General features: G+C 66.6%; 16 protein-coding genes and 1 pseudogene. 12 read left to right on the forward strand and 5 right to left on the reverse strand.

Annotation, left to right across the window (positions count from 1 at the left end; genetic code table 11):
- Positions 1-44: 44 nt before the first annotated feature.
- The gene (gene sucC, locus AB4Y72_RS08030) at positions 45-1,214 is read left to right on the forward strand and encodes an ADP-forming succinate--CoA ligase subunit beta (RefSeq protein ID WP_441425631.1); all 1,170 of its coding nucleotides are present in this window, start codon (positions 45-47) and stop codon (positions 1,212-1,214) included.
- Between the two features lie 12 nt (positions 1,215-1,226).
- Complete coding sequence (gene sucD, locus AB4Y72_RS08035; protein WP_441425632.1) at positions 1,227-2,129, forward strand: succinate--CoA ligase subunit alpha; 903 nt, start codon at positions 1,227-1,229, stop codon at positions 2,127-2,129.
- A gap of 101 nt (positions 2,130-2,230) precedes the next feature.
- Here the strand turns inward: sucD and AB4Y72_RS08040 are convergent, their stop codons facing one another.
- Together AB4Y72_RS08040 and AB4Y72_RS08045 are read right to left on the reverse strand one after the other, a co-directional pair.
- A complete protein-coding gene (locus AB4Y72_RS08040; RefSeq protein ID WP_441425633.1) occupies positions 2,231-2,713 on the reverse strand; it encodes an SRPBCC family protein in 483 nt (160 codons plus the stop codon).
- Positions 2,710-3,042, reverse strand: a complete 333-nt coding sequence (locus AB4Y72_RS08045) for an ArsR/SmtB family transcription factor (protein WP_441425779.1) — start codon at positions 3,040-3,042, stop codon at positions 2,710-2,712. The genes AB4Y72_RS08040 and AB4Y72_RS08045 overlap by 4 nt, the downstream gene beginning before the upstream one ends.
- 273 nt (positions 3,043-3,315) lie before the next feature.
- Between AB4Y72_RS08045 and AB4Y72_RS08050 the strand changes: the two genes are divergently transcribed.
- The 9 genes and pseudogenes from AB4Y72_RS08050 to AB4Y72_RS08090 all read left to right on the forward strand — a co-directional run bounded on the left by AB4Y72_RS08050 (position 3,316) and on the right by AB4Y72_RS08090 (position 13,845).
- Complete coding sequence (locus AB4Y72_RS08050; protein WP_441425634.1) at positions 3,316-3,720, forward strand: tautomerase family protein; 405 nt, start codon at positions 3,316-3,318, stop codon at positions 3,718-3,720.
- 233 nt (positions 3,721-3,953) lie between these two features.
- Positions 3,954-4,955: a 5-dehydro-2-deoxygluconokinase gene (iolC, locus tag AB4Y72_RS08055; RefSeq protein WP_441425635.1), complete on the forward strand. Its 1,002-nt coding sequence runs from the start codon at positions 3,954-3,956 to the stop codon at positions 4,953-4,955.
- Positions 4,952-5,902 carry a Cgl0159 family (beta/alpha)8-fold protein gene (locus tag AB4Y72_RS08060; protein ID WP_441425636.1) on the forward strand — a complete coding sequence of 317 codons (951 nt, stop codon included), beginning with the start codon at positions 4,952-4,954 and terminating at the stop codon, positions 5,900-5,902. The genes iolC and AB4Y72_RS08060 overlap by 4 nt, the downstream gene beginning before the upstream one ends.
- A 39-nt stretch (positions 5,903-5,941) precedes the next feature.
- Positions 5,942-7,870 (forward strand): 3D-(3,5/4)-trihydroxycyclohexane-1,2-dione acylhydrolase (decyclizing), encoded by a 1,929-nt coding sequence (gene iolD / locus AB4Y72_RS08065; RefSeq protein WP_441425637.1) that lies wholly within the window; start codon positions 5,942-5,944, stop codon positions 7,868-7,870.
- A 48-nt stretch (positions 7,871-7,918) separates the two neighbouring features.
- Positions 7,919-9,427, forward strand: coding sequence for a CoA-acylating methylmalonate-semialdehyde dehydrogenase (locus AB4Y72_RS08070; protein ID WP_441425638.1), 1,509 nt, complete (start codon positions 7,919-7,921; stop codon positions 9,425-9,427).
- A 93-nt stretch (positions 9,428-9,520) separates the two neighbouring features.
- A complete protein-coding gene (locus tag AB4Y72_RS08075) occupies positions 9,521-10,432 on the forward strand; it encodes a sugar phosphate isomerase/epimerase family protein (RefSeq protein ID WP_441425639.1) in 912 nt (303 codons plus the stop codon).
- A 16-nt stretch (positions 10,433-10,448) separates the two neighbouring features.
- Positions 10,449-11,462, forward strand: coding sequence for a Gfo/Idh/MocA family protein (locus tag AB4Y72_RS08080; protein WP_441425640.1), 1,014 nt, complete (start codon positions 10,449-10,451; stop codon positions 11,460-11,462).
- 96 nt (positions 11,463-11,558) lie between these two features.
- Positions 11,559-12,433, forward strand: a pseudogene (locus AB4Y72_RS08085) (sugar phosphate isomerase/epimerase family protein).
- The gene (locus tag AB4Y72_RS08090) at positions 12,430-13,845 is read left to right on the forward strand and encodes a sugar porter family MFS transporter (RefSeq protein WP_441425641.1); all 1,416 of its coding nucleotides are present in this window, start codon (positions 12,430-12,432) and stop codon (positions 13,843-13,845) included. The pseudogene AB4Y72_RS08085 and the gene AB4Y72_RS08090 overlap by 4 nt, the downstream one beginning before the upstream one ends.
- 84 nt (positions 13,846-13,929) lie before the next feature.
- Here the strand turns inward: AB4Y72_RS08090 and AB4Y72_RS08095 are convergent, their stop codons facing one another.
- Positions 13,930-14,379, reverse strand: a complete 450-nt coding sequence (locus AB4Y72_RS08095) for a MarR family winged helix-turn-helix transcriptional regulator (protein ID WP_441425642.1) — start codon at positions 14,377-14,379, stop codon at positions 13,930-13,932.
- A 165-nt stretch (positions 14,380-14,544) separates the two neighbouring features.
- Here AB4Y72_RS08095 and AB4Y72_RS08100 point away from each other — a divergent pair, with 165 nt between their 5' ends.
- Positions 14,545-15,777: an MFS transporter gene (locus AB4Y72_RS08100; protein ID WP_441425643.1), complete on the forward strand. Its 1,233-nt coding sequence runs from the start codon at positions 14,545-14,547 to the stop codon at positions 15,775-15,777.
- On the opposite strand, the gene iolB is transcribed toward AB4Y72_RS08100, so the two are convergent.
- A complete protein-coding gene (gene iolB, locus AB4Y72_RS08105; RefSeq protein ID WP_441425644.1) occupies positions 15,774-16,670 on the reverse strand; it encodes a 5-deoxy-glucuronate isomerase in 897 nt (298 codons plus the stop codon). The genes AB4Y72_RS08100 and iolB overlap by 4 nt on opposite strands.
- A gap of 108 nt (positions 16,671-16,778) precedes the next feature.
- Positions 16,779-17,519 carry a GntR family transcriptional regulator gene (locus AB4Y72_RS08110; RefSeq protein ID WP_441425645.1) on the reverse strand — a complete coding sequence of 247 codons (741 nt, stop codon included), beginning with the start codon at positions 17,517-17,519 and terminating at the stop codon, positions 16,779-16,781.
- Positions 17,520-17,807: the final 288 nt, after the last annotated feature.

Here is a 17,807-nt window from a genome sequence, read left to right on the forward strand (position 1 = left end):
TCCGGCTGTACAGAAACTACTTCGACGTAGAAGGACACTAAACCGTGGACCTGTTTGAATACCAGGCGCGCGATATGTTCGAGGCGCACGGTGTACCCGTGCTTGCTGGCATCGTGGCGCACACCCCTGAAGAAGCAAAGGCAGCTGCCGAGAAAATCGGCGGCGTAACTGTCGTCAAGGCACAGGTTAAGGCCGGAGGCCGCGGCAAGGCCGGCGGCGTCAAGGTCGCCAAGACCGCTGACGAGGCATTTGAACACTCCACCAACATCCTCGGCATGGACATCAAGGGCCACACGGTCCACCGCGTGATGATCGCCCAGGGCGCAGACATCGCCGAGGAATACTACTTCTCCGTTCTTTTGGATCGGGCCAACCGCAACTACCTGGCCATGTGCTCGGTTGAAGGCGGCATGGAAATCGAGCAGCTCGCCGTTGAGCGCCCCGAGGCCCTGGCCAAGATCGCGATCGACCCGGCCGTCGGCATCGACCAGGCCAAGGCAGACGAAATTGTCGCCGCTGCGGGCTTCGCCGAGGAACTGCGCGGCAAGGTCGCCGGCGTAATCCTGAAGCTCTGGGACGTTTTCAAGAAGGAAGACGCCACCCTCGTGGAGGTCAACCCGCTCGTCCTGACCGGCGCTGGTGACATCGTCGCGCTCGATGGCAAGGTTTCCCTCGACGAGAACGCCGATTTCCGTCACCCGAAGCACGCCACCCTTGAAGACAAGGACGCTGCGGATCCGCTCGAGGCCAAGGCCAAGGCGCAGGACCTCAACTACGTCAAGCTCGACGGCGAAGTCGGCATCATCGGTAACGGCGCTGGCCTGGTCATGTCCACGCTCGACGTCGTTGCTTACGCCGGCGAGAACCACGGCAACGTCAAGCCCGCCAACTTCCTGGACATCGGCGGTGGAGCGTCCGCCGAGGTCATGGCAGCCGGCCTCGACGTCATCCTGGGCGACCCGCAGGTCAAGTCCGTCTTCGTCAACGTCTTCGGCGGCATCACCGCCTGCGACGCCGTCGCCAAGGGCATCGTGGGCGCACTGGCCGAGCTCGGCCACTCCGCCAACAAGCCGCTGGTCGTCCGCCTCGACGGCAACAACGTTGAGGAAGGCCGCCGCATCCTGGCCGAGGCCAACCACCCGCTGGTTACCCTGGCCGCCACCATGGACGAGGGCGCCGACAAGGCCGCCGAGCTCGCCAACGCAGCGAAGTAGAGGGACTCGACTATGTCTATTTATCTGAACAAGGACTCCAAGGTCATCGTCCAGGGCATCACCGGCGGCGAAGGCACCAAGCACACCGCCCTGATGCTGAAGGCCGGCACCAACATTGTGGGCGGCGTCAACGCCCGCAAGGCCGGCACCACGGTCCTGCACGGCGATAACGAAATCACCGTCTTCGGCACCGTCAAGGAAGCCATGGCCGAGACCGGCGCCGACGTCTCCATCGTCTTCGTCCCGCCGGCCTTCACCAAGGACGCCGTCGTCGAGGCCATCGAGGCCGGCATCGGCCTGGTCGTCGTCATCACCGAAGGCGTGCCGGTCCAGGACTCCGCCGAGTTCTGGGCACTGGCCCAGTCCAAGGTGGACGCCAACGGCAAGCAGGTCACCCGCATCATCGGACCGAACTGCCCCGGCATCATCACCCCGGGTGAGGCCCTCGTCGGCATCACCCCGGCCAACATCACCGGCAAGGGCCCCATCGGACTCGTCTCCAAGTCGGGCACCCTGACCTACCAGATGATGTACGAGCTGCGCGACCTCGGCTTCTCCACCGCCATCGGCATCGGCGGCGACCCCGTCATCGGCACCACGCACATTGACGCACTCGAGGCGTTCGAAGCCGATCCGGAGACCAAGGCGATCGTTATGATCGGCGAAATCGGTGGCGACGCCGAAGAGCGTGCCGCGGACTACATCAAGGCACACGTCACGAAGCCGGTTGTGGGCTACGTGGCCGGCTTCACCGCTCCGGAAGGCAAGACCATGGGCCACGCAGGCGCCATCGTCTCGGGTTCAGCTGGCACCGCCCAGGCCAAGAAGGAAGCCCTCGAGGCTGCCGGCGTCAAGGTCGGCAAGACGCCGTCCGAGACCGCCAAGCTCCTGCGCGAAGTCTTCGCCACCGTCTAGGTTCCAAGCACCAAGCACCAAAAGCAACGCGGGGTCACTTACGGCCCATTCCACTCGCTGGGATGGGCGCGGAGTGACCCCGCGTTGCTTTGTTTAAGGACTCAGACCCTGGCCCCGGAGAGGAGCTCTTCGAGCCGCTCGTAGGCTTCGGACATGCCGCCCTCCATTCCGGACTGGGCCATGCCGTCACGGGCCTCCATGCTGGGGTAGACCGCATGGCCGGTGAGCCGCGAACGGCCGCCGCCAAGGTCCTCGAAGGTTAGGAACTCTATGCTCACCACGTCGGGGTAGCCGTCGAACTCGAAGGTCTGGATGGCGAAGTCGTTCTCGCGGACGGTGTGGAACACTCCACTGAAGACATACTCGCCGCCGTCCGGCCCGGTGTGGGTGTAGCGGTAACCTCCGCCGGTCCTGAAGTCGTAGTGGCTAACGCTCATCGTCATCCGCCGAGGTCCGAGCCATTGGGCTACGAGCTCGGGGTCCTTGTGTGCCCGGAAGACCTCGGCGACAGGAAAGTCGAAGTCCCGGGAGAAATCGATGAAGGGCAGCCCTTCGGGGACTGTCAGTGTCAATGCGTTGCTCATGATGCATCCTTTCCCTGTGTGCCGCCTTCCGCGGCTCGGGTTTCAAGCACGGCGTCAAGGCTGCGGAACTGCCCCTCGCGGACCAGCCGGTACTGGAAGATCCATGCGGTGAGCGCCTCCAGCCGTGCGGGGTTCAGGTGGACGGGCCGGCGTTGGGCGTCACGGGTGCGCGTAACGAGCTGCGCCTGCTCGAGGACCTGGATGTGTTTCGAGACCGCCTGCTTGGTGATCGCGAAAGGTTCCGCCAGTTCATTCACGGTGGCCGGACCCCGGCTGAGCCGGGCAATGATGCGGCGGCGGACGGGATCGGCGAGGGCCAGGAAGGCCATGTCGAGCAGTTCGTCGTCGCGTGCTTCCACGAAGTGCCCGCCTCCTGTCCCGACCTCGTGGGTAATCAATCAGCTTGTTGATCAACCTTTAGGTTGTTAACGCTACGCCTGGGCTTCGGCCCGCGCAATACCCCAACCCGGGGTCACTTAGCGCCCATTGCGCACCCGAGGATGGGCGCTAAGTGACCCCGCGTTGCTGTGTGCCGCGGGAATCCTTGCGTGGGTGCCGCACCCTTTGTTAGTATGTCAGGACAAACTACGAAGGAGATGCGAGTGCCTCTCGTGCGAATCGACATCAACCAGGGCCGCACCCCGGAGCAACTCCAGGGGATCAGTCGGGGGATCCATGCCGCGATAGTGGCCGAATATGGCATACCCGAGCGGGACTACTTCCACATCCTCACGGAGCATCCGATCGGGCAAATCGTCGCCCAGGACGCCGGCCTCGGCTTCGAGCGGACGCCGGATGTGGTGATGATCCAGATCTTCACCCAGTCCGGGCGCAGCCAGCTGGCCAAACAGTCCCTGTTTGCCGCCCTCGCGGAGCGGTTGTCCGCCGAGGGGATTGCGGGGGAGGACGTCTTCATTGGGTATGTCGAGAACTCTGCGGGGGACTGGTCGTTCGGCTTCGGCCGGGCGCAGTACGTCACCGGCGAGCTTGGGGTCCCCGCCAAGTAGTCGCCCGGCCGCGCCGGCCGCCGTGGCAGCCGTCCGAGCGGCCGTCTGGACCGCCGCGCCGCGGGCCAGTAGACGCTCCGTGTAATGTTGTAAATATGTCAGTACAAACCTTTGACAGTACATGGATTCTAAGGCAAAGTAGTGGATGTGGTCCGGCTCACGCTGGCCCCTAGGCAACGAAGCTCAGGCTGCGCAAAGGTACCGAGTTCACACCAGAAAGGTCCGCGATCACCGTGACCCACGAACTGCTCACGATCGGGCGCATCAGCGTTGATATCTACCCGAACGACATCGGGGTGGATCTGGAGGATGTGACGTCCTTCGGAAAATATCTTGGCGGATCACCGTCCAACGTGACCGTGGCCGCCGCCCGCCATGGCCGCCGCGCCGCTGTCATTACCCGCACCGGCGACGACGCCTTCGGCAGATACCTGCACCGGGAACTGCGCAAGTTCGGCGTGGACGATTCCTTCGTCACCGCGGTCAAGGAATGGCCCACCGCGGTCACGTTCTGCGCCATCAAGCCGCCGGAGGACTTCCCGCTCTACTTCTACGGCCGCTTCCCCACGGCCCCGGACCTGCAGATCAAGACCGAAGAACTCGACCTGGACTCCATCAGGGACGCGGGAATCTTCTGGTCCACCGTCACCGGCCTCTGCCAGGAACCCAGCCGCACCGCCCATCTCAGGGCCCACGAGGCGCGGCCCCGCACCGGGCTGAAGCCCGGCCAGTTCACCATCCTGGACCTGGACTACCGGCCGATGTTCTGGGCGTCCGAGGAAGAAGCCCGGGAACAGGTCGCCAAGATCCTGCCGCACGTCACCGTCGCGATTGGCAATGACAAGGAATGCGCCGTCGCCGTCGGCGAGGGCACTCCCGACGATCAAGCGGACCGGCTGCTCGCGGCCGGCGTCGAAATCGCCGTCGTGAAGCTGGGACCGGAAGGGGTCATGGCCAAGACCCGCACCGAACGCGTGGTCTCCGCCCCGGTCCCGGTGGAAACCGTCAACGGCCTCGGCGCCGGCGACTCTTTCGGCGGGGCCTTCTGCCACGGCCTGCTTTCCGGCTGGCCGCTCGCGCAGGTCCTCGACTTCGCCAACGCCGCCGGCGCCCTCGTCGCCTCCCGGCTTTCCTGCGCCGACGCGATGCCGACGCCGGAAGAAGTCACCGGCCTGCTCGCCGAACGCGGCCGCCTGGTGCCGGGTACCTACGCCTCCGAAGGAGCCACACTGTGAGCGCAACCCCAGCCGGCTCCACCCTTGCGGTGGACGATGATCCCCGCCGTTACGAGCACCTGAGCATCATCCGGCTCGAAGACCCGGAGGCGATTGCCCGCGCCGCCAAGGCCCGGCGCCGCCACCCCGGCGTCAGGGCGCATCGGCAGAACTTCATCGTTGCCGCCGACCACCCCGCCCGCGGCGCCCTCGCCGTCGGCAATGATCCCGTGGCCATGGCCGACCGCCGTCAGCTCCTGGACCGCCTGCGGATTGCCCTGGCCAACCCGGACGTGGACGGCGTCCTCGCCTCGCCGGACATCATGGACGATCTGCTCCTGCTCGGCGCGCTCGAGGGCAAGCTGCTCTTCGGCTCGATGAACCGCGGCGGTCTCTCCGGCCTGGTCAACGAATTCGATGACCGCTTCACCGGGCACACCGCGGCCGCGCTTCAGGCTTTGGGCGCCGACGGCGGCAAGATGCTCACCCGCATCTGCCTCGGCGACCCGGACACCGTGGCCACCCTCGAAGCGACCGCAAAGGCAATCGACTCCCTGGCTGAGCGCAAGCTGATCGCCATGGTGGAGCCGTTCCTCTCCGTCCGCGAGAACGGCAGGGTCCGCAACGACCTCTCCACCAACGCCGTCATCAAGTCTGTCGCCATCGCCGAAGGCCTCGGCGCCAGCAGCGCCTACACCTGGATGAAGCTGCCCGTGGTCGCCGGGATGGACCGCGTCATGGCGTCCACCACCATGCCCACCGTGCTCCTCGGCGGCGACCCGGAAGGCAGCCAGGACGACGTCTTCGCCAGCTGGCAGGCCGCCCTCGCCCTTCCGGGGGTCCAAGGCCTCACCGTCGGCCGGACCCTGCTCTACCCGCACGACGGCGACGTCGCCGGCGCCGTCGCAACGGCCGCCTCCCTGTTGCATCGCCCAGAATCCACCCGCACCGAAGAAGCATCGGAGTAACTTCCCATGGGAATGAGAACTGCCTCAGGAACACGCAGAATGACAGTCGCCCAGGCCGTCGTGGAATACCTGTCCAAGCAGTACACCGTCGATTCGATCGGCGGCCAGGACTTCCGGGAGCGCCTGATTCCTGGCACCTTCGGCATCTTCGGTCACGGCAATGTGGCCGGCGTCGGCCAGGCCCTCAAGCAGTACCAGCAGCTCGATCCGACGATCATGCCCTACTACCAGGGCCGCAACGAACAGGCCCAGTCCCACCAGGCCGTCGGCTTCGCCCGGCACACCCGGCGCCGCCAGACCTTCGCGATCAGCACCTCGATCGGCCCGGGTTCCTCGAACCTGCTCACCGGTGCTGCGCTGGCAACCACGAACAGGCTGCCGGTCCTGCTGCTGCCGTCCGACACCTTCGCCACCCGGGCCGCCGACCCGGTGCTGCAGCAGCTGGAACGCCCGGAAGCCTACGACATCACCGTCAACGACGCTTTCCGGCCGCTGTCCAAGTTCTTTGACCGCGTCTCCCGGCCCGAGCAACTGTTCTCCGCGTTCCACCACGGCCTGCGCGTCCTCACCGACCCGGCCGAGACCGGCGCGGTCACCATCTCGCTGCCCCAGGACGTCCAGGCCGAGGCCCTGGACGTGCCCGCGGAATTCCTGGCCGAACGCGAATGGCGGATCCGCCGCCCCGACGCCGACGACGAGGACATCCGCCGGGCCGCCGAGGCGATCCGCGCCGCGAAGCGCCCGCTGATCATCGCCGGCGGCGGCGTGCTCTACGCCTACGCCAACGAGGCACTCGCGGAGTTCGCCGAGCTGACCGGCATCCCGGTCGGCAACACCCAGGCCGGCGTCGGCGTCCTGCCCTGGGACCACAGGTTCTCCCTCGGCGCGATCGGTTCCACCGGCACGACGGCGGCCAACGCCATCGCCGCCGAAGCGGACCTCATCATCGGCATCGGCACCCGGTACGAGGACTTCACCACCGCGTCCCGGACCGCGTTCCAGAACCCGGACGTGAGGTTCATCAACATCAACGTCGCGCCGATCGACGCCTACAAGCACGGGACGTCGCTGCCGATCGTCGCGGACGCCCGCAAGGCCCTGCTCAAGCTGAACCAGGCCCTCGGCGGCTACCGGATCGGCGAGGACCTCGAACAGCAGATCGCGAACGAGAAGAAGCGCTGGGACGCCACGGTGGATGAGGCGTTCGACACCCGGTTCACCCCGTTGCCGGCGCAGAACGAGATCATCGGCGCCACGAACCGCGCCATGGACGCGGCGGACGTCGTCATCTGCGCCGCCGGTTCCCTCCCGGGTGACCTGCACAAGATGTGGCGCGTCCGGGATCCGTTCGGCTATCACGTCGAATATGCCTACTCCTGCATGGGCTATGAAATCCCCGGTGGCCTCGGCGTCAAGCGGGCCGCCCTGGCCGAAGCCGCGAGGGGCGGGGCGCAGCGCGACGTCGTCGTGATGGTGGGGGACGGCTCCTACCTGATGATGCACACCGAACTCGTCACCGCCGTCGCCGAGCGGATCAAGCTGATCGTGGTCCTGATCCAGAACCACGGCTACGCCTCGATCGGCTCGCTCTCCGAGTCCCTCGGCTCCCAGCGCTTCGGCACCCAGTACCGGGCCCTGGACGAGGAGCACCACAGCTTCGACGACGGCGACCGGCTCCCGGTGGACCTGGCCCTGAACGCCGAAAGCCTCGGCGTGAAGGTGATCCGCATCGAACCGGGCGAGAAAGTCATCGCCGAACTCGAGCAGGCCATCCGCGACGCCAAGGCCGCCCCCGAGAACGGCGGCCCGATCGTCATCCACGTCGAATCCGACCCGCTGCTGGATGCCCCCAGCTCCGAGTCCTGGTGGGACGTTCCCGTCTCGCAGGTCTCCGAGCTCGAGTCCACGCAGCAGGCCTTCCAGACCTACACCGACCACAAGAGCCGCCAGCGCAAACTGCTCGGCTGACCCCCTTCACCACCCCGAACAAGCCACAGACCAAGGAAGTCCACCACCATGTCAACGACGACCGTCGCCACCATTAGCCACTTCATCAACGGCGCCGAAACCGCGGGCGTCGGCACCCGCACCCAGCCCGTCTACAACCCCGCCACCGGCGCCGTCACCGCGGAGCTGCGGCTGGCCAACCGGGAAGACCTGGACGCCACCGTCGCCGCCGCCCGCGCCGCGGCCGATTCCTGGGGCGACATCTCCCTGGCCAAGCGCACCGCCGTGCTGTTCAAATTCCGCGAACTCGTCGCGGCGCACGTGGACGACCTCGCCGAGCTGATCACCGCCGAGCATGGCAAGGTCCTCTCCGATGCCAAGGGCGAGATCGGCCGCGGCCTGGAAGTCATCGAGTTCGCCTGTGGCATCCCGCAGCTGCTCAAGGGCGACTACTCGGACCAGGTCTCCACCGGGATCGACGTCTTCTCCTTCCGCGAGCCGCTCGGCGTCGTCGCCGGCATCACCCCGTTCAACTTCCCGGTCATGGTGCCGCTGTGGATGGCGCCGATGGCGATCGCCACCGGCAACGCCTTCATCCTCAAGCCCTCCGAGCGCGATCCCTCCGCCTCGATGCTGCTCGCCAAGCTGTGGAAGCAGGCCGGCCTGCCCGACGGCGTCTTCCAGGTCCTGCACGGCGACAAGGAAACGGTCGAGGGCCTCCTGACCCACCCAGACGTGGACGGCATCTCCTTCGTCGGCTCCACCCCCGTCGCCAGGTACATCCACGAGACCGCCACGGCGCACGGCAAGCGGGTCCAGGCCCTGGGCGGCGCGAAAAACCACGCGATCATCCTGCCCGACGCCGACCTTGACAACGCCGCCGACCACCTCGCCGCCGCCGCCTTCGGCTCCGCCGGCGAGCGCTGCATGGCCATCTCGGTGGCGGTCGCCGTCGGCGAGGCTGCCGACCTGCTGGTCAAGAAGGTCGAGGAGCGCGCCCTGGCCGTCAGGGTCAACAACGGCACCGTGCCCGACGCCGAAATGGGGCCGGTCATCACCCCGGCGTCCAAGGAACGCATCGTCCGGATCGTCACCGAGGCCGAGGCCGCCGGCGCCGCCATGGTGGTGGACGGCCGCGACCTCGTGGTCCCCGGCCACGAGGACGGCTTCTGGGTCGGCCCCACCGTCCTGGACCACGTCACGGCCGGGATGACCGCGTACACCGAAGAAATCTTCGGCCCGGTCCTGGTGGTGGTCCGGGTGGAGGACCTCGACGCCGGCATCGCCCTGATCAACGCCAACCCCTACGGCAACGGCACGGCGATCTTCACCTCCTCCGGCGCCGCGGCCCGGAAGTTCCAGCGCTCCGTCACGGTGGGCATGATCGGCATCAACGTGCCGCTGCCCGTGCCGGTGGCCTACCACTCCTTCGGCGGCTGGAAGGCCTCGCTGTTCGGCGACAAGCACATCTACGGCCCGGAAGGCGTCTCCTTCTACACCCGCGGCAAGGTGGTCACCTCCCGCTGGCCCGAGCCCACCCACGCCTCCGGCGCCTCCTACAACTTCCCCTCCAACTAGTCCCCACCCAACAACCACCATCGACTGCTCCGCAACCGCCTTTTTGGGCGTCCAAAAGGGCACCTGCGGAGCAATCGATGAGAAGGAATGGACATGACTGAGAACAAACTCATCATCGGCACCGCGCCGGACTCCTGGGGCGTCTGGTTCCCGGATGACCCCCAGCAGACCCCGTGGGAGCGCTTCCTGGACGAGGTCGCCGAATCCGGCTACACGTGGATCGAGCTGGGCCCGTACGGCTACCTCCCCACGGACCCGGCACGCCTCGCCGAAGAGCTCAAGGCCCGTGACCTGAAGATCTCGGCCGGGACCGTCTTCACCGCCTTTCACCGCGGCCTGGACCAGTGGGAAACCGCGTGGGAACCGGCACGGAAGGTCGCCGAACTCACCGCCGCGATGGGCGGGGAACACATGGTGGTCATCCCGGCGATGTGGCGCGACGACGTCACCGGCGAGGCCGTGGAGAGCGGCACCCTCACCGAAAAGGCCTGGAGCGACCTCTTTACCGGACACAACCGCCTGGGCAAGACGCTCCTGGAGGACTTCGGCCTGAAGCAGCAGTTCCACTCGCACGCCGACTCCCATGTCGGCGCGCAGGAGGACATCGAGACCCTCCTTGCCGCCACGGACGCCAAGTACCTCAACCTCTGCCTCGATACCGGCCACGCCGAATACTGCGGTGCCTCCAGCCTGGACCTGATCAAGAACTACCCCGACCGGCTCGGCTACCTTCACCTCAAACAGATCAACCCGGACGTCCTCAAAAAGGTCAACGATGAAAACATGACCTGGGCCGCCGCCAACCTGGCCGGCGTCATGACCGAACCGCCGAACGGCCTGCCGGACCTGCGCGCCGTCATCGAAGCCGTTGAGGCGCTCAACCGGCCGATCTTTGGCATTGTGGAACAGGACATGTACCCCGTGGCCTTCGACGTCCCGATGCCCATTGCCAAGCGCACCCGTAACTACCTGCTCTCGTGCGGCTCCCGCACCGCGGTCAACTAGAACTGAGGACAAGACCATGACCAAGACCCTCCGCGTAGCTGTCATCGGCGCCGGCCGTATGGGCGCAGACCACATCCAGCGGCTCAACACACGCATCCATGGCGCGGAAGTTGCCGCCGTCGTCGACGTCGACCTCGCCAGGGCGCAGGCCGCCATCGAAGGCATCCCCGGCGCCGTCGCGCTCGCCGACGCCGAAGAAGCCCTCAGCAACGGCGACGTCAACGCCGTGCTGATCGCCACCCCCGGCTTCCTGCACGAGGACATCCTGCTCAAGGCGATCGCCAAGGACATCCCGATCCTCTGCGAGAAGCCGCTCACCCCGGATGCCGAATCCTCGTGGAAAATTGTCGAGGCCGAGCAGGCGCTGGGCCGCAAGCGCATCCAGGTCGGCTTCATGCGCCGCTTCGACGCCGAATACTCCGCGCTGGGCAAAATCATCCGCGACTCCGAACTCGGCGAGCTGCTCATGCTGCATCACCAGCACCGGAACCCCACCACGCCGGCAGGCTTCACCAACGAGATGCTGATCAACGACTCCGTGGTGCACGAATTCGACGCCATCCGCTTCTTCACCGGCGAGGAAATCACCTCGGTCCAGGTCCGCCTCGGCAAGCCCACGCGGAGCGCACCGGCTGGGCAGCACGACCCGCAGCACGTGCTGATCGAGACCGAGTCCGGCGTCCTGGCCGACGTCGAGATCTACGTGAACGCGAAGTTCGGCTACGAAGTGGCCACCCAGGCCTCCTTCGAGGACGGCATCGTCAGTATCGGCGGGGACAAAGGCCCCTACACCCGCAGCAATGGCCACTGGGGCGGCAACATCACCCCCGGCTTCGAGGAACGCTTCGGGGCGGCATACGACGTCGAAATCCAGTCTTGGGTCGATGCGGCCCTCCGCGGTGAAATCGGCGGCCCCACCGCCTGGGACGGCTACGCCACGGCAGCGTGCTGCGAGGCCGGGGTCGAGGCGCAGAAGAACGGCGAAAAGGTCGCCGTGAAACTCAACGCCAAGCCCGCCCTCTACCGCTAGAGAGACTCTGCCGGCCGGGCCGCCAAGAACGCGGCGCCGGCCGCCCGCCCGTCCGCCAGATCCATAATGGCCAGATCCACAATGGAGTATTCAGAAGTGAAAATCGCCCTTGATCCCACGCCGTTCCACCACAGGCACGGACTCCTGGAATTCCCGCGCGTGGTTGCCGACCTCGGCTACAAGTACATGCAGATGACCCCGCACGCCGACTTCATCCCCTTCTTCAACCACCCGAAGGCCGACGACGAGCTGGTGGGCAAGCTGAAGGCGGCCTGCAAGGACGCCGGGATCGAAATCGCCTCGGTGCTGCCCGTACTGCGCTGGTCCGGCCCGGACGAGGACGCGCGTGAGGCCGCCGTCCGCTACTGGAAGCGCGCCATCCAGATCACCGTGGACCTGGGCGTCAGCACCATGAACACCGAGTTCAGCGGCCGGCCGGAGAAGGCCGAGGAATCCGAGCGCGCCTTCTACCGCTCCATGGAGGAACTGCTCCCCATCATCGAGCGGGAGGGCATCGACCTCCTGATCGACCCGCATCCGGACGACTTTGTCGAGGAGGGCCTGGCCGCGATCCGGGTGATCCGTGGGCTGAACTCGAAGAATGTGGGCCTGGTCTACGTGGCCTCACACAGCTTCCACATGAAAAACGAGCCCCTGGAGATCATGCGGGCTGCCGGGGACAAGCTGCGCCTGGTGCACGTCGCCGACACCATGGACCACCTCGCCTCGCACGGGCTGCGCTACATCACCAACCCGCCCGGTAACCCGGTCCGGGTGCACCAGCACCTGAAAATCGGCGACGGCGACGTGAACTGGGATGAGTTCTTCGGCGGCCTGAAGGAAATCGGCTTCCTGGACCGTGAGGACACCGTCATGGTCTCGAGCGTCTTCGCCGAGGACGACAACGCCGCGGAGGTCCCCGCTACCAGCTGGAGACCATGACGCAGCGCATCGAGAAGGCGAGCCTATGACTGCGACGGTCACTGAAGTGACACGACCCGTGAACCACAGGCGGGCCTTGCGCACCGCGACGATCGTGTCCACCTTTGGCGGGCTGCTCTTCGGCTACGACACCGGCGTCATCAACGGCGCCCTGCCGTACATGCAGGCCGACCTCGGCCTCACGCCGCTGACCGAAGGGCTCGTGACATCCTCACTGTTGTTCGGCGCGGCCTTCGGCGCCCTGTTCGGCGGCCGGCTCGCGGACCGGCATGGCCGGCGCAAGATGATCATGGTGCTGGCCGTGGTCTTCCTTGCCGGCACGCTGGCCTGCACCTTCGCGCCGAACACGGAAGTGATGATCCTGGCCCGACTGATCCTTGGCCTGGCCGTGGGCGGCGCCTCAGTGACCGTTCCCGTGTATCTGGCAGAAGTCTCGCCGAGTGCCCGGCGCGGTCGGATCGTCACCCAGAACGAACTGATGATCGTCACCGGCCAGCTGTTGGCGTTCATCTTCAACGCCTACCTCGGCAACAGCTTTGGCGAGTCCGGCGGGATCTGGCGTTGGATGCTGGTCATCGCAACCCTGCCCGCGATCGCGCTCTGGATCGGCATGAACTTCATGCCCGAAAGCCCGCGTTGGCTGGCCTCAATGGGTAGCTTCGGCGAGGCCCTTAGCGTGCTGCAGCGGATCCGATCCCAGCCGGAGGCCCGGACTGAATTTGAAGAAGTCAAGGCCATGGCCGTGGAGGACTACAAGGCCAAGATGGGGTCCTGGAAGGACCTTAGTGTTCCGTGGCTGCGCCACGTCTTCGTTGTGGGGGTCGGGCTGGCGGTCATTCAACAAATCACCGGCGTCAACTCGATCATGTACTACGGCACGCAAATCCTCGCGCAGTCGGGCTTCGGCCGTGAAGCGGCCCTGACGGCCAACATCGCCAACGGCGTCATCTCCGTCGCCGCAACCTTCGTGGGCATCTGGCTGCTGGGCAAGGTGGGGCGACGCAAGATGCTCATCACCGGCCAGCTTGGCACCACGACGGCGCTGCTGCTAATCGGTGTTTTCTCGCTCATCCTGCCGGAAGGAACGGCCCGCGGCTTTGTGATCCTGGCCCTGACCGTGACGTTCCTGGCGTTCCAGCAGGGCGCCATCTCGCCAGTCACCTGGCTGATGCTCTCGGAGGTCTTCCCGCTGAAGATCCGGGGCCTGGGCATGGGGGCCTCGGCCTTCGTGCTGTGGATTGTGAACTTCCTGGTTGGCTTCGGCTTCCCGCAGCTCCTCGCCGCGATCGGACTGTCCAATACATTCTTTGTCTTCGCCGTGCTGGGCGTTGGGGCCATCGCCTTCGCCGCGAAGTACATCCCGGAGACCAAAGACAAGAGCCTGGAAGATCTCGAGCACCACTTCAAGCAGCTTGCCGCGAAGCAACCCGTCACCGCATAGCCTGAATGGCCCGCCCACCAGCGAGCCCCGCCCGCGTCGAAACGCGGTGCGGGGCTTTCTGCGTCGGCTTCTGCGGTGTCCCGGCTAGGCCACGGTGTGCAGCCGGGGGAGGGCGTCCACCAGCGGGGCCAGTTCCGGCACTTCCTGGGCCTGGGCCAGCGCCCGCTCCAGCGTGGCGTCGTGGACCGGCCGGCTCTGCTCGAGCAGCGTGATGCCGCTGGGTGTGAGCTCGGTGTAGATCCCGCGGCGGTCATCCGCGCAGAGGATCCGGGTCAGCAGTCCGCGGTCCTCGAGCCGGTTGACCAGCCGGGTGGTGGCGCTCGCGCTCAACGCCGTGGCGCGGGCGAGTTGCTGCATCCGCATGTGCCAGCCGTCCTGCCGGCTCAGCGCGTCCAGCACGGTGTACTCCACGACGGAGAGCTGCGCCCCGGCCTGCAGGGACCGCTCCAGCTCGGCTTCGATTAGCCCGTGCAGGGCCGCCAGGGTCCGCCAGCCTTGTGCCCGGACCTCGACGGCGTCGTCCTTGATGCCCATCTGCTGCTTCCCTTCGGCTCGTGTGCCCGGCGGAGGTGGTGCCGGACACATCAAATAATAGTTGCTTGCGCGTTGTATCTGCTTGTGCAAGAATAAATAACGCGTCTGCAACTACTAGCTTACGCGCCATACCCCTGTCCGTACAGCTTTGTAAGGAGCATCTCCATGCCGATTGGCCTGATAGCCCTAGCCCTTGGCGGCTTCGGGATCGGACTCACCGAGTTCGTCATCATGGGCCTGCTCCCGCAGGTCTCCGCCGACTTCCACGTCAGCGAAGCCACCGCGGGATGGCTCATCTCCGGGTACGCCCTCGCCGTCGTCGTCGGCGCGCTGGTTCTCACCGCCGCCGTGACGCGCTTCGAGCGCAAGCCCGTACTTGCCGTGCTGATGGTCCTCTTCATCGCCGGCAACCTCGTCTCCGCCCTCGCCCCCGACTACGGCACCATGATGGTCGGTCGCATCATCGCGGCGCTGTCGCACGGCGCGTTCTTCGGCATCGGCGCCGTGGTGGCCGCCAGCATGGTGGCGCCCAACAAGAAGGCCGGCGCGATCGCCATCATGTTCACCGGCCTCACGGCGGCCAACGTGCTGGGCGTCCCGTTCGGCACCATGCTGGGCCAGGCCGCGGGCTGGCGCTCCACCTTCTGGGGGATCACCGGGATCGGAGTCCTGGCGCTCGTCGGCATCCTCACCCTGGTGCCGAAAACCGGCTCCGGAGACACTGCCCCAGGAGGCCTGCGGGGTGAGCTCCGTGCCTTCCGGTCCGGCCAGGTCTGGCTCTCCATCTTCGTCACCATCCTCGGCTACGGCGGCATGTTCGGCGCCTTCACCTACATTGCGTTCACCCTCACCGAGGTCACCGGCTTCGCCGCCAGCACGGTCCCGTGGCTGCTGATCCTCTTCGGCGTCGGGCTCTTCATTGGCAACACCCTTGGGGGCAAGGCGGCTGACAAGAATGTGGACCGCACCCTGCTGGTGGTGCTCGCCTTCCTGGTCGCGGTGCTCGTGGTCTTCGCCCTGACCTCCAACAACCAGCCGACGACCATCGCCTCCATGGTGCTGCTGGGCGGCTTCGGCTTCGCCACGGTTCCCGGCCTGCAGATGCGCGTGATGAAGTACGCCAGCAGCGCCCCCACCCTGGCCTCCGGCGCCAACATTGGCGCCTTCAACGTCGGCAATGCCCTCGGCGCGTGGATGGGCGGCGTCACCATCACCGCCGGCCTCGGCTACACCTCGCCGATCTGGGCCGGCGCCGGGATCACCCTGCTCGGCCTCGCCGTGATGGCGTTCGCGGCCGCTGCCGCGAAGCGGCATGACACTCTGAAGCACGACGCCGGCCGGCCGGCCGACGTCGACGGCTCCACGGCGGATTCCGAGGCTGAGCTGCAGCCGGCCTAACGGCCGAACGGCAGCCGCGGGTCCAGGTCCTGGCCCTCCCACGTCTGGCGGATCCAGCCGTGGTGCGGGTCGTCGCTGATGAGCCAGTCGCGGACCGGGCCCGGGCCGGCCATGACGTTGAGGTAGTACATGTCGTAACCGGGGGCGGCCATGGCGGGCCCGTGCCAGCCGTACGGCACCAGCACGACGTCGCCGGTCCGCACCTCCGCGGAAACGTCGATGGGCCGTTCGTCCGAGGCATAGACGCGCTGGTAGCCGATGGCGTCGTCGGCGCCCGGGCGCTCCGGTGCCCCGGGTGTCACCCTTGTTTCGAAGTAGTAGATCTCCTCGAGGCTGGTCTCGCCGTCTTTTTCCTCATCGTGCTTGTGCGGGGGATAGGAGGACCAGTTGCCGGCCGGCGTGAGGACCTCGCAGACGATGAAGCGGTCCGCCTCCAGCGCAGCGGGAGTCCCGAAATTGTGGACCTGCCGGGAGCAGTTGCCGGCTCCGCGCAGTTCCACCGGCGTCTCGGCGGCCGTGATGAGGCGGGTCGGGTAGGAGGCCTTGGCCGGGGCGGTCGCTACCGCCACCCGTCCGCCGTCGGCCGAGGTGATGGCCACCGCCTTGCCGGCGCCCGTGTAGAGCACGTCGCTGGGGCCGCTGAAGACGCTGTCCCGGCCGGCCAGGTGATAGTCCTGCCCGTCCACGGCCGTCAGGAAGGATCCGTTGAGCGGGATCACAATGCGTTCCTCCGCCGCCGCGTCCAGCACGACGCCGCCGCCGGCCGGCAGCGTGGCGACCTTCAGCCCGGTATGGGCCCAGCCGTCCACCGCCAGCCCGGAATCGGACGTCCCGATGGAAATGTCCCATGTGCCCTCGGCGGCTGTGCCGAGCGGATAGACCCAGTTGGCCATGGAAGCTGCCCTTTCGTTGTCGCGCCGCAGGAGGGCGCGGGTGTGCCGGGGTGGAGCCGGTGGCGCTCGCGGGTGAGCGCCTGCCTTTGAACTCTTATCGTTGGACTTCTATCTTTGGACCAGTGTCATCTCAAAGCTGTAGGAATCTGCCCGGTAGACGTGGTGGCCGGTTTCCACCATGCGGCCGGTGTCGTCCACGGCCGTGCGCTCCATGGTGACGAGGGCGGAGCCGGGGGTGGTCTCGAGCAGCGGCGCCTGGTAGTCGTTGGCGATCATGGCGCCGATCCGCTGCGAGGCCAGCCGGAAGTTCACGCCGCCGTTGCGCAGGATGGCGTAGAGGCCCTGGGAGGCCAGGAGCGCCTCGTCGATGGCGGTGATGTCATCGCGCACCCAGTTCTCCATCAGGGCCAGCGGCTTGCCGCCCACTTTCCGGAGCCGGGCAAAGTGGTAGACCTTGGCGCCGGCGGGCAGTTGCAGTGCTGTGCGGATCGTGGCGTCCGCCTCTTCATGGGAGAAACTGAGTACGTCGGTGGTGGGCTTGCTGCCGTTGTTGCTGAGGTCGTCGTAGAGGCTGGAGAGCTCCAGCGGGCGGCGGACCTGGCTGGACACCACCTGGGTGCCGACGCCGCGCTTGCGGACCAGGAGGCCGGAGCGGACCAGTTCGTCCATGGCCTTGCGCATCGTGGGGCGGGACAGGTTGAGCTGGGCCGCCAGGTCGATCTCATTTTCCAGCCGGCTGCCCGGCTCCAGCAACCCGGTGTGGATCGCCGCCTCGATGCCCTGCACCACCTGGTGGTACAGCGGCACCGGGGATGAGCGGTCGATGCGCAGATTTAGTTGATTCGCCACTGGGCGTGCTCCCTTGTACTCCGCGGCGGCCGGTGAGCCGGCCTGTCCGCGTTTGTCAGCATCATGTTCGCTTGATAGGACATACTGCCTTTTTCTGATAGTAGCAGGGCCGTCCGGGGGAGCCAAGGGCCGCCGAGGGGCGCCGCGGGCTTGGGGGCGGGCTGACGCCTCTGGGCTGGTCGAGCCCGCGAAAGGGGCATTTTCGCCGATCCAAGTTACGTCACAACATCCTAATGTCAGGACAAACTATTGACATCTGTGATCGAAGTCACCATGATCGGTGGTAGA

It is taken from the genome of Arthrobacter sp. YAF34 (genome assembly GCF_052113245.1).
Lineage (GTDB): Bacteria > Actinomycetota > Actinomycetes > Actinomycetales > Micrococcaceae > Arthrobacter.